Below are 12458 nucleotides of genomic sequence, written 5' to 3' on the forward strand. Positions count from 1 at the left end.
CCATGTTTGAGAACCCTTTGTTCTAATTGTAAGGTTGTTTAATTTCATTGGGTTATGAGGCCAATGGCCAGCGGGCTGGCATGCTCTCGCTAGACAGTGGCGTTACTGCAAACGACACGTGGGCAAAATATGACCGTTCGTCAGTGCGGCCTACTTGCTTGTACGTGCCTTTCGCGGCAGTCTCTACAGCAGATTCCCACCCATGTCGTTCAGGACTATTTCTATGTCGTTACGCATCTGCATCCTGGAAACCGATGTCCTGCGACCGGAGTTGACGGCGCAGTACCACGGCTATGGCAGGATGTTCGAGCAGCTGTTCTCGCGTCAGCCGATCGCCGCCGAGTTTCGTGTGTACAACGTGATGAACGGCGACTATCCCGCCGACCATGAAGTGTTCGATGCCTACCTTGTGACGGGCAGCAAGGCCGATTCGTTCGGTTCCGATCCCTGGATCCAGACGCTCAAGGCTTACTTGTTGAAACTCTACGCACGGGGCGAGAAGCTGCTGGGCGTGTGTTTTGGCCATCAACTGCTGGCCTTGACCCTGGGTGGTAAGGCCGAGCGCGCCGAGAAGGGCTGGGGTGTGGGCATCCACCGTTATTCACTGGCGGCGCATGCGCCCTGGATGGACCCGGAGGTTTCCGAGCTGACCCTGCTGATCAGCCACCAGGACCAGGTCACCGAGCTGCCGGAAGGCGCGACCGTAATTGCCTCCAGCGACTTCTGCCCCAACGCCGCCTACCACATTCGTGACCAGGTGCTGTGCTTCCAAGGGCACCCGGAGTTCGTGCATGACTACTCCCGGGCGTTGCTGGATGCGCGGCAGACGTCGTTGGGGGATGAGGTGTACCACAAGGCCATTGCCAGCCTGGCCACCGAGCACCAGGGCGACCTGGTGGGCGAGTGGATGTTGCGGTTCATTGGGCAGTCGGTGAGTAAAGACAGCGTGGCGTGATAGCCCGGGGCCGCACAGCGGCCCCAACATCAGCGCTGTACCTGTAGGAGCTGGCTTGCCTGCGATGGGCCGCACAGCGGCCCCAACATCAGCGCTGTACCTGTAGGAGCTGGCTTGCCTGCGATGGGCCGCACAGCGGCCCCAACATCTCAAAGCCAACCCGACTTCTTGAAGCTGGCATACAACCCCGCACACCCCAACCCAATCACCCCCAGCACACCAAAGTACCCGTACTGCCACGCCAGCTCCGGCATGTTCTGAAAGTTCATCCCATAAATCCCGGCAATCGCCGTAGGGAAGGCCAGAATCGCCGCCCAGGCCGCGAACTTGCGTTGCACGATGCTTTGGCGCGACGACTCCAGCAACATGCCGATCTCGATGGTCTGGCTGGCAATATCGCGAATGCTGACCAGGTCTTCCATCTGCCGCGTGACATGAATCTGCACATCGCGAAAATACGGTCGCATGTTCTTGTCGATGAACGGAAAGCTCAGGCGCTGCAGTTCTTCGCTCACCTCCAGCATCGGCGCCACGTACCGGCGCAGGCGCAAGATGTCGCGCCGCAGGCTGTGCAGGCGGCGGATGTCATCCTCTTGCAGCGAACCGCCCAGCACGCTCTGTTCCAGTTCTTCGATTTCGCCATGGATCGCCTCGCTGACCGGCTGGTAGTTCTCGGTCACGAAGTCGAGCAGCGCATACAGCACGAAGTCCTCGCCATGCTCCAGCAGCAGCGGCCGTGCTTCGCAGCGTTGGCGCACCAGGGCGTAGGATTTCGAGTGGCCGTTGCGGCAGGTGATGATGTAGCCATTGCCAGCAAAGATATGGGTTTCGATGAACTCCAGCTTGCCTTCATGCCGTACCGGCGAATAGGTGACGATGAACAGCGCATCACCGAAGGTTTCAAGCTTGGGCCGGCTGTGCTTTTCCAGCGCGTCTTCAATGGCCAGCTCGTGCAGGTTGAACTGCCGCTGCAGGTTGGCCAACTCCTCGGCGTTGGGCTCTTCGAGGCCGATCCAGACGAAGTGGCCGGGCTTGCGCGCCCATTCGCTGCCTTCGTCGATGCTGATGTTAGTGACCTTTCTGCCGGCGCTGTACACCGCCGACGCCACGACTCGACCCATGGTTGTCCACTTATTCGATTGAACACCCTTACAGCTTGGGCTGTAAGGGCCCAGAGGGCAACCTAGCGGCGTGCGAGTTCATCTTCCATGCGGTCGATGCACTGCTGCATCTGGCTGCGGCACTGTTCGACCAGGGCGGGGATGTCGCGCTGGCTCAAGCCCGCCGTGGCAATCGGCGGCAGCGAGCGCACGATCACCGTCCGCTGCCGCCAGCTGTTCAGGTTCAAACGCCGGGCATAGCGGCTGACGCACACCGGCACGATTGGTACACCGGCTTCGATGGCCATGTGAAAGGCGCCTTTCTTGAACGCCAGCAGGTGGTCTGCCGGGTTGCGGGTGCCCTCGGGGAATATCCAGATCGATGTATCGTCCTGCAGCACCCGCGTGGTCTTTTGCAGCGCCTTGCGCGCTTGGTAGGCATTCTTGCGGTCGATCAGCACGTTGCCGCCCAGCCAGAACAGCTGGCCGAACAACGGGATCCAGCCCAGGCTTTTCTTGCCAATGGCCACGGTGCGCGGCGGCACTGCCTGGCCAATGAGGAACAGGTCGAAGTTGGACTGATGGTTGGCGATGATGACGCAACCGGGCGGGTGATCGAACAATGGGCCGACTTCGGCCTTGACCTTGACGCGCATCAGCCAGGCGGCCGGCACGCTGTAAAGCCGGGCAAATACCCGGCTGTTGTCGGGGTTGAAGGGGCGGCACAGGCCGATAATCAGGCCTACAGCGCCAACCACCAGAAAATGCAGGGCCAGCAGGAGCATGCGCAACGAATAAAGCATGGGATGACTCACACCAGATAGTCGCATTCCAGTGTACGACTGTGCACTCAAAGAGGCAAACCTGGGGTGAGTCTGTCGACCTGCAGGGTTAGCCCATGTGGCTCTGATCCAGCTCGATAGCCTTGTCCAGAGCCTCCAGCAGGCCCTTGCGCACCTTCAGCTTGGTGTTTTTGTGCGCCAGCATGTTCAGCTTCTTCAGTTCACGGGCCGCAGCCAGGGCCGCCTCGTGCAGTTGCTCGGCCGGCACCACCTTGTCGAGGAAGCCGGCGTCCAGTGCGCCTTGCGGGTCGAAGATCTCGGCGTTGATCACCGAGCGGTGGAAGGCCGAGCGGCGCAGGCGGTCGCGGCCCAGTTCGATGCCGGCATGGTGCATGGTCATGCCGATTTGTACTTCGTTCAGGCAGACTTTGTAGGGCCCGTCGACACCAATGCGGTAGTCGGCCGACAGCAGCAGGAAGGCCCCTTTGGCCACGGCATTACCGGGGCAGGCGACGATCACCGGGAACGGGTGCGACAGCAGGCGGCGGGCGAGGTTGGAGCCGGCGGTAACCAGGCCTATCGCCTCCTTGGGGCCACTGGTCATGACCTTGAGGTCGTAGCCGCCAGACAGAATGCCCGGCTGCCCGGTGATGATCACCACGGCACGTTCCTGTTCGGCGCGGTCGAGGGCGGCGTTGAAGGCGGTGATGACATCCGGCGAGATGGCGTTGACCTTGCCGTTGTTCAGGGTCAGGGTGGCGATGCCGTCTTCGGCGTGGTAGGTAATCAGCTCGCTCATGGCAGAGTCCTTTTGTTGGCGTGGCGACGACGTTACCCAGCGCCGTGGGCCAGGTAAAGCAGCAAGGCTGACTGGCCGGTCAGCGTTTACCGGGCCTCAAATGCAAATGCATGAAAAATTTGAAAAAAATGCTTGCCAAAGGAAAGGCCTTCCACTAAATTAGCGCGCCTCGACAGGCTGAAAGGCTTGAAGAGAAAACGGTGAAGTGTCCGAGTGGTCGAAGGAGCACGCCTGGAAAGTGTGTATACGAGAAATCGTATCAAGGGTTCAAATCCCTTCTTCACCGCCACATTCTACAAAAGCCCCCGCGCTGAAAAGCTCGGGGGCTTTTTGTTTTTGGCTGCCCACCTGTCAGGTGATGGCGGTCCCTGTAGGAGCGGCCTTGCGTCGCGAAAGGGCTGCAAAGCAGCCCCAGGTTTCAGCGTCGCCGCACATATTGCTGGGGCTGCTTCGCAGCCCTTTCGCGACGCAAGGCCGCTCCTACACAAAGGCAGTGCGCAGGGTTTCAGAAACTTACAGACGCCGACAACCGTGCCGTCCGCGGCGCACCCTGGAACAGGTAGTTGTCCCCCAGGTAATCCCCCACATCGCGCCAGTAGCGCTTGTCGAACACGTTATCCACGGTCAACCGCAGCACCGTGTCATACCCCCCAATGCGGGTGCGGTAGCGGCTGCCGACGTCGAACACGGTATAACCGCCCACCTCGACATTACCCGCCTGGCTGGCATATTTGCTGGCGCTGTAGCGCGCACCGCCCAGCAGCGCCAGGCCTGGTACCGGCAGGCTGTATTCGGCCTGCAGCGCCGCACGCAGTTTGGGCACATTGATTGCCTGATGCCCTTCGTAGTCCTCGGTCCCGCTGTTTTTTACCCGTGCGCGAATGGCTGCGGCACTCGCCTGCACTTGCAGGTTCGAGGTCACCCAGCCACTGGCGCCCAGCTCCAGGCCGGTGTTTTTCTGTTGGCCTTGCTGGACATAGGTGAAGGTGCCTTGGCCATCGGGGCGTGCGTATTGATACGCCTGGCGGATCTGAAACAGTGCGGCACTGAAGCTGATGCCTTGCCAGTCACGCTTGATGCCCAACTCCAGCTGGCGTGAGAGGGTGGGGGCGAGGATTTCAGCCGCGTTGCTGGCAAACCACGGTGCGGTACCGCCAGCCGACAGGCCTTTGGCATAGCTGGCGTACAGCGTGGTGTCAGGGCGTGGCTTGTAGATGAGCGCAGCATTGGGCAGCAACTGGTACTGGCGAGTGTGGCGCCCGGCAACACCGGTCTCGTCCCAGGTCTGCTCGTCCAGGCGCACTTCGCGAGCGCCGATCACGGTTTGCCACTGCTCGTTGAAGCTGATGCGATCACTCACGAACAGGCCGTACTGGCGGCTGTCCAGGCGCCGCTCGCTGGCGCCGATCGGCTTGTCAGACGGGTCGACTGCTGGCGCACCGGTGTAGATATTGCCGGTACCCAGCCATTCGTTGTAATAGGGGCGTTGATCCACCGTGCGGCGTTGCGCGCTGGTGCCGATTGTCAGGTCGTGCCCTACGCCCAGGGCATCGAAGCGGCCGTTGAGCGTGGCCTGTGCCTCGTCGGTGCGGCGGGTGTCATCCGGGCTGCGGTAGTCATAAATGTCGTAGTCGCCATTGCTGCCGAAAAACGCCCCCTCGCTCGAGCCCCAGGCAAACGCACTGTAATCGTCGATCACCACCTTGCTGCGCGACGCACTCAACGTGCCAGTCCAGGCCTCGTTGAAGCGGTACTCGAAACGCCCGCCCAGGTTCAGCGAATCGTTCTGCACCGGCTTGGCCCACTGCTGATAGGCCAGGCGATCATGCGGGTCGATACCGTGTGGCACCTCGGTGCCGCCGAGCAACTGGTAACCAGGCACCGAGCGTTGTTCGCGGTGCTGGTACTCGGCGTCCAACTGCAGCGTGGCATCCGGGTTGATCTGCCAGTCGAAGGCCAACGAGGCGAAGTCGCGCTTGCCATCGGCATGGTCGACATAGCTGCGGATGTCTTCATGGGCCAGGTTGGCGCGCAGGCCGAACTGCCGCTCGCTGCCGAACCAGCCGCCCAGGTCGGTGGCCAGGTAACGTTCGCCTTGTTCGTTGGTCGATACCGTCACGCTGCGCACGTCTTCGGCGCGCTTGGTCACGTAATTGATTAGGCCGCCCGGTTCCGAAACGCCGCTTTGCAGCCCGGACAAGCCCTTGAGCAACTCCACTTGCTGTTTGTTTTCCAGGGCAACGTTCTGCTCGCCGGCGATAGTCTGGCCATTGATCCGGTAGCTGCTGGCGGCATTCAGTTCGAAGCCGCGCACGTTGAAGTTTTCGTAATAGCCGATGGGTGCATAGCTTTCCCCCACCGAGGCGTCGCTTTGCAGCACTTCGCTGAGCTTGCGCACCTGGCGGTCCTCCAGCAATTGCTGGCTGAACACGCTGACCGAGGCTGGGGTGTCGAGCAGCGGCGCGGCCTGGAAGCCACCCACCGAGGCTTCGCGCACCTGGTAGCCGTCGTTGCCATAGCTGTCGGAGACCCGCAGCGGGTCCAGCACGATGCTGTCTTCGGCAAGCAAATGAGGGCAATGCAGGGCCAGGCCCAGGCTGAGCAAGCTCAGGGGCAGGCGGGGGCGAAGCGGGGGCATGCGGAGGCTCCTGGATACGCGACACCAGTGCCGGCCTCTTCGCGGGGCAAGCCCGCTCCCACAGATTTGCTCCAACTTCAGGCAAGCTGCAATCTCTGTGGGAGCGGGCTTGCCCCGCGAAGAGGCCGGCACAGGCCATGAAAAAGGCGGCATCTTAACAGCCGCCTTCAACATTGGACGATCAGGCCCGCGCGATATTCAGTCGTTGCTGGCCGGGCGCTTGTGCTGGCGCCAGCTGTCGTCGATCTTCGACCAGGTCTTGCCATCGGTAACGGCCAGCAGTTTGCGCCCGTCCTTGAAGGTGGCGAGGAAGGTGGCTTCTTCTTCCTTGCCACCAAGCCAGAGCCCGGCCAGCAGCCCCACCGGCCCGGCCACCAAGGCCCCAGCTACACCCCAGCCAAGGGCGGTACCCAGGCTGCGGCTGGACTCCAAACTGGACAGCTTGAGGTCACTGATGCGTGCAAGTGAGATCCGCTCGCCAGGCGAGGGGCTGCGCGGGGTCTTGAGTGTGAGCGATCCATTGCGATACTCGCCTTCACCTTGCAAGAAATCGCCGGATCGAACCGTGAGTCTTGTCATAAAGTCGTCCTTCAGGGAGGGGGCATTGTCCAGCGCTTACTTGAGCCCTCCCGGGGCAGGCAGTCAACGCTCAGGCGACGGAGGGTAGTGCGTTGCAATGTCGCGGCTGATGCGCTTGCGCTCGGCCAGCGCCCAGGCCAGCAGCGCCAGTGTACCGATCACCAAGCCGGCCACGACGATGCCCATCCAGCCCTGACGCTGGAACAACTGCGTCCCCAGCAACGACCCCAGCGCACCGCCGATGAAGTAGCAGGTGATATAGCCTGCATTCAGCCGTGTGCGCGCCTCTGGCCGCAGCGCGATCACCGCGTTCTGGTTGCTCACGTGTACCAGCTGCACGGCCAGGTCGAGCATCAATACCCCCAGCAGCAACGCCAGCAGCGAGTACTCGGCAAAGCCAAGCGGCACCCACGACAGCAGCAGTACGATCAGCCCCACTGTGGTGCCCAACGCCCCCTTGCCTCGGTCGGCCAGGCGCCCGGCCCAGTTGGCCGACAGCGCCCCCGCCGCGCCTGCCAGGCCGAACAGGCCGATCACGGCGTCCGAGTAGTGGTAGGGCTCTTGCGCCAGCAGGAAGGCCAGTGGTGTCCAGAACAGCGCGAACAGGCTGAACGCCAGCAAGCCCAGCAGCGAGCGCAAGCGCAGCACGGGCTCTTCGATGAACAGGCGGAACACCGAGCCGATCAAGGCTGGGTACTTCAAGCCGGCATGGCTGTGGTGCTGCGGCAAGCTGCGGTAAAGGGCCAGAGCGGTGATGGCCATCAGTACTGCGGCCAGCACATAGATGCTGCGCCAGCCACCCAGCTCCGCCATGAAACCGGCCGCCGTACGCGCCAGCAGAATGCCCAGCAACAGGCCGCTCATCAGTGTGCCCACTGCACGCCCGCGCTGATGCGGCTCACTCAGGTTCGCCGCCATCGGCACCAGGATTTGCGCCACCACCGAGAACAGGCCGGTCAGTGCGGTGCCGAGCAGCAACCACGGCAGGCTCGGTGCGCAGGCGCTGATGACCAGGCCGAGGGTCGAAATGGCGGTCATCACCGTGATCAGGCGGCGTTGCTCGAACAGGTCGCCCAGGGGCGCCAGCAGCAACAGGCCAGCGCCATAGCTGAGCTGGGCGGCGATGACGATGCTGCCGGCGCCGGCGGTGCTCAGGCCGAACTGCAGGGCGATGCTGTGCAGCAACGGTTGCGCGTAGTAGTTGCTGGCCACGGCCAGGCCGGTGGCGGTGGCCATCAGCAGGATCAGGGCGCGACTGAGGGTGGGGGCGTTCATGGGGATCTCGGGGGGCAGGGAGCTGTATTCTAGGGGCGTTGAGGGTTTGACGGGGAGTTTTAGGCGCCGCTCGCGCGGCGCTTCGCAGCACAAGGCTGCTCCTACAGGAGGCGGGCACCAAAAAGGTCGCGCGCCCATGTCACAGGAATAATTGGCCCGAAACAGATGTAGGAGCAGCCTTGTGCTGCGAAGCGCCGCGCGGGCGGCGCTCGATCTCCCAGGCGCTAATAATGCCAAGGCAGACACCTAGAACCGCCCCCACCTCAAGCCGCAAACCCACCATCCGCCGTCAAACTGGCCCCAGTGATGTACCCCGCCTCTGGCCCCGCCAGGTAGGCCACGAAGCTGGCAATCTCATCCACCTGCCCATAGCGCCCAATGGCCATCAGCGGTATCAGGCTGTCGGCAAACTCACCGCTGGCCGGGTTCATGTCGGTGTCTACCGGGCCGGGCTGCACGTTGTTGACGGTGATGCCCTGGGGGCCGAGGTCGCGTGCCATGCCGCGGGTCAGGCCCACCAACGCCGACTTGCTCATGGCGTAGGGGGCGCCACCGGCAAAGGGCATGCGCTCGGCGTTGGTGCTGCCGATGTTGATGATGCGCCCGCCCTGGCCCATGTAGCGCACGGCCGCTTGGCTGGCGACGAACACACTGCGCACGTTCACCGCCAGCATGCGGTCGAAGTCCCCCAGGTCGAACTCGGCGATCGGCGCCACCGTCAGCACGCCGGCGTTGTTCACCAGAATGTCCAGCCCACCAAAGGCCTTCGCGGTGTCATCCACCGCCAATTGCACGGCGGCGGCGTCGGCGCTGTCGGCGCGCAGGGCTAGGGCTTGGCCGCCGTTGCCGATGATTTCCTGGGCCAGCTGTTCTGCCGGGCCGGCGGAGCTGACGTAGGTGAAGGCAACCCGAGCACCGTCGCGGGCCAGGCGGCGCACGATGGCCGCACCAATGCCGCGGGAGCCGCCCTGGACCAGGGCTACCTTACCGTCGAGTGGAAGTTGTTTGGACATGCTGATCTCCTGCTGGGAAGCAAGGCCGAATGCCTTGGATGGGCGCAGTATCGGTGGCTAATTACCTGCTGATAAGATGGCAATCACTATTAGCAGAGTAAACCTTTGGTTGTTAATCATGGCCGTGGAGTCGTTCAACGCCCTCGAATGCTTTATCCGCAGCGCCGAGGTCGGCAGCTTCGCCGAGGCCGCTCGCCGCTTGAGCCTGACCCCCGCCGCAGTGGGCAAGCATGTGGCTCAGCTGGAAGCCCGGTTGGGCGTGCGACTGTTCCAGCGTAGTACCCGCAAGCTGACCTTGACCGAAGCAGGCCAGCGTTTTCTGGGTGAAGTGAGTGACAGCTTTCGTACCATCCAGTACGCCGTGGCTAACCTGGCCAGTGCCGAAGGCCAGCCAGCCGGGCTGCTGCGGGTCAGCATGGGCACGGTGTTCGGGCGGTTGTACGTGTTACCCCTGTTGGGAGAATTCTTGCGCCGTTACCCGGCGATTACCCCGGATTGGCATTTTGACAATCGCCAGGTCGACCTGATCGGCCAAGGCTTCGATGCTGCTATCGGTGGCGGTTTTGATTTGCCGCCGGGGGTGGTGGCGCGCAAGCTGACGCCGGCGCATCGGGTGCTGGTGGCATCACCTACGTATCTGGACCAACAGGCGCCGATCGAGGACCCGCAGGCGCTGCAGCGCCACGCCGGCATTCTGATTCGCTCACCGCAGACCGGCCGGGTGCGCTCCTGGCCGCTGACCAGTCGCTGGCAGGAGCAGCAGCCGTTGGTGCTGCGCCAAGCAATGACCATGAGCGATTCGGATGCGGCCTGCGCGGTGGCGCAGCAGGGGTTGGGGGTTGCCTTGGTGAGTCTGCCGTTTGCCGTGCCTTACCTGCAGGCCGGGCGGCTGCGGCGGGTATTGCCGGATTGGTATGTGGACGATGGGCATATCAGCGTGTATTACGCCCAGCACAAATTGTTGCCCGGGAAGACGCGGGCGTTTATCGATTTTGTCGTGGAGCAGTTTGCGCAGCAGGGGTTGGCGGGGCAGTTCGATGCGCTGCAGGGCCTTTAGATTGATGCTGCCTGACCCGGCCTCTTCGCGGGTAAACCCGCTCCCACAGGGATGGCGCAATACCTGGGCACAGATTTCAGGCCTGCAGTGATCCTGTGGGAGCGGGTTTACCCGCGAAGAGGCCGGGTCAGGCAACATCAACAATGAAGAATACCTGCGCCCCCAAGCTCACCTCGTCATCCACCCGCTTGCCCACCAGCTGCTGCCCCAGCGGCGAGCGCGGTGTGATCACGGTCACCAGTTCATCCCCTTCACCCACTTTCAACCCGGCCGCCTCAGGCCCGAGAAACAACCTACGTTGCTGGCCATCCTCGTCCTCAAGGGTCACCAGGTTGCTCACCTGCACGCCACGCGCAGGGTCGTAGTCACGCAACAGCAGTTGCTGGTAAATCTGCAACGCCTGGCGAATCTCGGCAGTACGCCGCGCCTGGCCGGTGGCCAGGTACGAAGCTTCAAGGCCCAAGGTGTCATACTTGTTTTCGGCGATGTTCTCTTCCGCGGTGGCGGCTTCGTACGCGGTCTGCGCGGCGCGGCTCAGCACGTCAACGTCATGTTCGAGGGTCGCGACGATGCGCGTGAGTAGCAGGGGCTTGTCCATCTTCAGTAACAGAACTCCAGCACATGGGCCTGGCTTTTTTCGGTGGGGGCGGTGCGGTTCTGTTGCAGCCAGAACTGGCACTTGGGGCTGTTGAGGTTGCGAGGGTTGCCTTGGGCAGCCTCGGCGGCCTGTTGCAGTTGCTGCTGGTGCAGTATGTCCTTGTAGCGCTCGAACATTTCGCCCTGGGCATCTACCGGTGGCGGCGCGGCGGGTTGGCTGCGGGCAGGGGCCACGGCCTGGGCGACCGGCTGCACCTGCTCTGGCCACAGCTGAAACGCCAACCACAGGCTCATGGCGATGGCCACGGCGCCCAGCCACAGGCCAAAGGCCACGCAGAGGATCAGTTGCAACGGCTTGAGGGTGATTTTCAGTTCACGGTGGCGGGGCATGGCAGCCTCCTGGCAGGGCAGTTCGAGGTGCATTGTCGCACGCTGTCGGCGAATTTTACCTGTGGGTGCTTTTGTCCACGGCAATTAATCCGCAGAATTCGCGGTTTTGGGCACCATGAGGGGGAGGGCACATGAAGGCCACCTGGGACATCTTTTGCACCGTCGTCGACAATTATGGCGACATCGGCGTCACCTGGCGCCTGGCGCGGCAACTGGTGGACGAGCACGATCTGGCGGTGCGCCTGTGGGTGGACGACTTGAACGCCTTCGTGCCGATGTGCCCCGGCGCCGATGCCACGGCGCTGCAACAATGGCAGCACGGTGTCGATGTGCGCCAGTGGCCTGCCGAGTGGCTGCCGGTGGAGCCTGCCGAGGTGGTGATCGGCGCGTTCGCCTGCCAGCTGCCGGCGCACTATGTCGAGGCCATGCGTGCGCAGCCCAAGCCGCCGCTGTGGCTGAACCTCGACTACCTCAGCGCCGAGGACTGGGTTGAGGGTTGCCACGGTTTGCCGTCGCCCCAGCCCAACGGCTTGCGCAAAGTGTTCTTCTTCCCAGGCTTTACCGAGAAAACCGGTGGCCTGTTGCGTGAGGGCGACTTGCTGGCGCGGCGCGAAGCTTTCGCGCAATCTGCCGAAGCCCGGCAGGCGTTCTTGCAGCGCCTGGGTGTACACCCAGAGGCGCAAGCGCGGCTGATCTCGCTGTTCGCCTATGAGAACACCCAGCTGGGCAACTGGCTGGATGCGTTGGCAGCAGATACCCAGCCGACCCACCTGCTGGTACCGCAAGGGCGCATCCTGGCTGACGTCGCCCATTGGTTGGGCGAGCCGGGGCTGGCGGTGGGCGATGTGCGCCTGCGCGGGTCGCTGACGGTGCAAATTTTGCCGTTCGTCAGCCAGGACGATTATGATCGCCTGCTGTGGGCCTGCGACTTCAATGCCGTGCGCGGCGAAGACTCGTTCGTGCGTGCGCAGTGGGCCGGGCGGCCGATGCTGTGGCACATCTACGTGCAGGACGAGAACGCCCACTGGGAAAAACTCGAAGCGTTCCTTGCGCATTATCGACAAGGCCTGTCAGACGATGCCGCTGACGCACTGGTTGCGTTGTGGCGTGCCTGGAACATGGACCATGACGTCGGCCAGGCGTGGCAAGCGGCCCAGCGGCACTGGCCAGAACTGCAGCAGCATGCCCGAGATTGGGCGGCCCGGCAGGCCACTCGGCCGGACCTTGCCATGACGCTGGTACAGTTTTACCGAAATTGGCTATGATATGCGGC

12 protein-coding genes and 1 tRNA gene are annotated in these 12458 nt (G+C 63.0%); 4 read left to right on the forward strand and 9 right to left on the reverse strand.

Features of this window, described 5'->3' with window-relative positions; all coding sequences use genetic code 11:
• The first annotated feature begins 223 nt into the window (after positions 1-223).
• Positions 224-955: an amidotransferase gene (locus tag GIB19_RS20640; RefSeq protein ID WP_099428588.1), complete on the forward strand. Its 732-nt coding sequence runs from the start codon at positions 224-226 to the stop codon at positions 953-955.
• Between the two features lie 149 nt (positions 956-1104).
• Here the strand turns inward: GIB19_RS20640 and GIB19_RS20645 are convergent, their stop codons facing one another.
• The 3 genes from GIB19_RS20645 to GIB19_RS20655 all read right to left on the reverse strand — a co-directional run bounded on the left by GIB19_RS20645 (position 1105) and on the right by GIB19_RS20655 (position 3636).
• Positions 1105-2076, reverse strand: a complete 972-nt coding sequence (locus GIB19_RS20645; RefSeq protein WP_099428589.1) for a magnesium and cobalt transport protein CorA — start codon at positions 2074-2076, stop codon at positions 1105-1107.
• 62 nt (positions 2077-2138) lie between these two features.
• Entirely contained in the window at positions 2139-2858 is a 720-nt protein-coding gene (locus tag GIB19_RS20650) for a lysophospholipid acyltransferase family protein (protein ID WP_027596027.1), read from the reverse strand.
• A gap of 88 nt (positions 2859-2946) precedes the next feature.
• Positions 2947-3636 carry a crotonase/enoyl-CoA hydratase family protein gene (locus tag GIB19_RS20655; protein ID WP_274887834.1) on the reverse strand — a complete coding sequence of 230 codons (690 nt, stop codon included), beginning with the start codon at positions 3634-3636 and terminating at the stop codon, positions 2947-2949.
• A 199-nt stretch (positions 3637-3835) separates the two neighbouring features.
• On the opposite strand from GIB19_RS20655, the gene GIB19_RS20660 reads away from it, so the two are divergent.
• A tRNA-Ser gene (locus tag GIB19_RS20660) sits at positions 3836-3925 on the forward strand.
• Positions 3926-4141: 216 nt separating this feature from the next.
• Here GIB19_RS20660 and GIB19_RS20665 read toward each other — a convergent pair.
• The 4 genes from GIB19_RS20665 to GIB19_RS20680 all read right to left on the reverse strand — a co-directional run bounded on the left by GIB19_RS20665 (position 4142) and on the right by GIB19_RS20680 (position 9141).
• The gene (locus GIB19_RS20665) at positions 4142-6274 is read right to left on the reverse strand and encodes a TonB-dependent siderophore receptor (protein WP_274887835.1); all 2133 of its coding nucleotides are present in this window, start codon (positions 6272-6274) and stop codon (positions 4142-4144) included.
• Between the two features lie 198 nt (positions 6275-6472).
• On the reverse strand, positions 6473-6853 hold the full coding sequence (locus tag GIB19_RS20670) for a hypothetical protein (RefSeq protein ID WP_027596030.1): 381 nt from the start codon (positions 6851-6853) through the stop codon (positions 6473-6475).
• A 63-nt stretch (positions 6854-6916) separates the two neighbouring features.
• Positions 6917-8128, reverse strand: coding sequence for an MFS transporter (locus GIB19_RS20675; RefSeq protein WP_099453274.1), 1212 nt, complete (start codon positions 8126-8128; stop codon positions 6917-6919).
• 263 nt (positions 8129-8391) lie between these two features.
• Positions 8392-9141, reverse strand: a complete 750-nt coding sequence (locus GIB19_RS20680; RefSeq protein ID WP_085273713.1) for a 3-oxoacyl-ACP reductase family protein — start codon at positions 9139-9141, stop codon at positions 8392-8394.
• Between the two features lie 118 nt (positions 9142-9259).
• Between GIB19_RS20680 and GIB19_RS20685 the strand changes: the two genes are divergently transcribed.
• Complete coding sequence (locus GIB19_RS20685) at positions 9260-10198, forward strand: LysR family transcriptional regulator (RefSeq protein WP_274887836.1); 939 nt, start codon at positions 9260-9262, stop codon at positions 10196-10198.
• A 127-nt stretch (positions 10199-10325) separates the two neighbouring features.
• On the opposite strand, the gene GIB19_RS20690 is transcribed toward GIB19_RS20685, so the two are convergent.
• Both GIB19_RS20690 and GIB19_RS20695 read right to left on the reverse strand, forming a co-directional pair.
• On the reverse strand, positions 10326-10796 hold the full coding sequence (locus tag GIB19_RS20690) for a GreA/GreB family elongation factor (RefSeq protein ID WP_238216129.1): 471 nt from the start codon (positions 10794-10796) through the stop codon (positions 10326-10328).
• Between the two features lie 2 nt (positions 10797-10798).
• Positions 10799-11185, reverse strand: coding sequence for a hypothetical protein (locus GIB19_RS20695; protein WP_274887837.1), 387 nt, complete (start codon positions 11183-11185; stop codon positions 10799-10801).
• 131 nt (positions 11186-11316) lie between these two features.
• Between GIB19_RS20695 and earP the strand changes: the two genes are divergently transcribed.
• On the forward strand, positions 11317-12450 hold the full coding sequence (gene earP / locus GIB19_RS20700; RefSeq protein WP_274887838.1) for an elongation factor P maturation arginine rhamnosyltransferase EarP: 1134 nt from the start codon (positions 11317-11319) through the stop codon (positions 12448-12450).
• Positions 12451-12458 lie beyond the last annotated feature (8 nt).

This window comes from Pseudomonas sp. ITEM 17296 (assembly GCF_028895205.1).
GTDB lineage: Bacteria > Pseudomonadota > Gammaproteobacteria > Pseudomonadales > Pseudomonadaceae > Aquipseudomonas > Aquipseudomonas kermanshahensis.

Bases quoted from the DNA above. Each gene is read 5' to 3' on its own strand.
- GIB19_RS20640 (WP_099428588.1), top strand. From the start codon at position 224: ATGTCGTTACGCATCTGCATCCTGGAAACCGATGTCCTGCGACCGGAG.
- GIB19_RS20645 (WP_099428589.1), bottom strand. From the start codon at position 2,076: ATGGGTCGAGTCGTGGCGTCGGCGGTGTACAGCGCCGGCAGAAAGGTC.
- GIB19_RS20650 (WP_027596027.1), bottom strand. From the start codon at position 2,858: ATGCTTTATTCGTTGCGCATGCTCCTGCTGGCCCTGCATTTTCTGGTG.
- GIB19_RS20655 (WP_274887834.1), bottom strand. From the start codon at position 3,636: ATGAGCGAGCTGATTACCTACCACGCCGAAGACGGCATCGCCACCCTG.
- GIB19_RS20665 (WP_274887835.1), bottom strand. From the start codon at position 6,274: ATGCCCCCGCTTCGCCCCCGCCTGCCCCTGAGCTTGCTCAGCCTGGGC.
- GIB19_RS20670 (WP_027596030.1), bottom strand. From the start codon at position 6,853: ATGACAAGACTCACGGTTCGATCCGGCGATTTCTTGCAAGGTGAAGGC.
- GIB19_RS20675 (WP_099453274.1), bottom strand. From the start codon at position 8,128: ATGAACGCCCCCACCCTCAGTCGCGCCCTGATCCTGCTGATGGCCACC.
- GIB19_RS20680 (WP_085273713.1), bottom strand. From the start codon at position 9,141: ATGTCCAAACAACTTCCACTCGACGGTAAGGTAGCCCTGGTCCAGGGC.
- GIB19_RS20685 (WP_274887836.1), top strand. From the start codon at position 9,260: ATGGCCGTGGAGTCGTTCAACGCCCTCGAATGCTTTATCCGCAGCGCC.
- GIB19_RS20690 (WP_238216129.1), bottom strand. From the start codon at position 10,796: ATGGACAAGCCCCTGCTACTCACGCGCATCGTCGCGACCCTCGAACAT.
- GIB19_RS20695 (WP_274887837.1), bottom strand. From the start codon at position 11,185: ATGCCCCGCCACCGTGAACTGAAAATCACCCTCAAGCCGTTGCAACTG.
- earP (WP_274887838.1), top strand. From the start codon at position 11,317: ATGAAGGCCACCTGGGACATCTTTTGCACCGTCGTCGACAATTATGGC.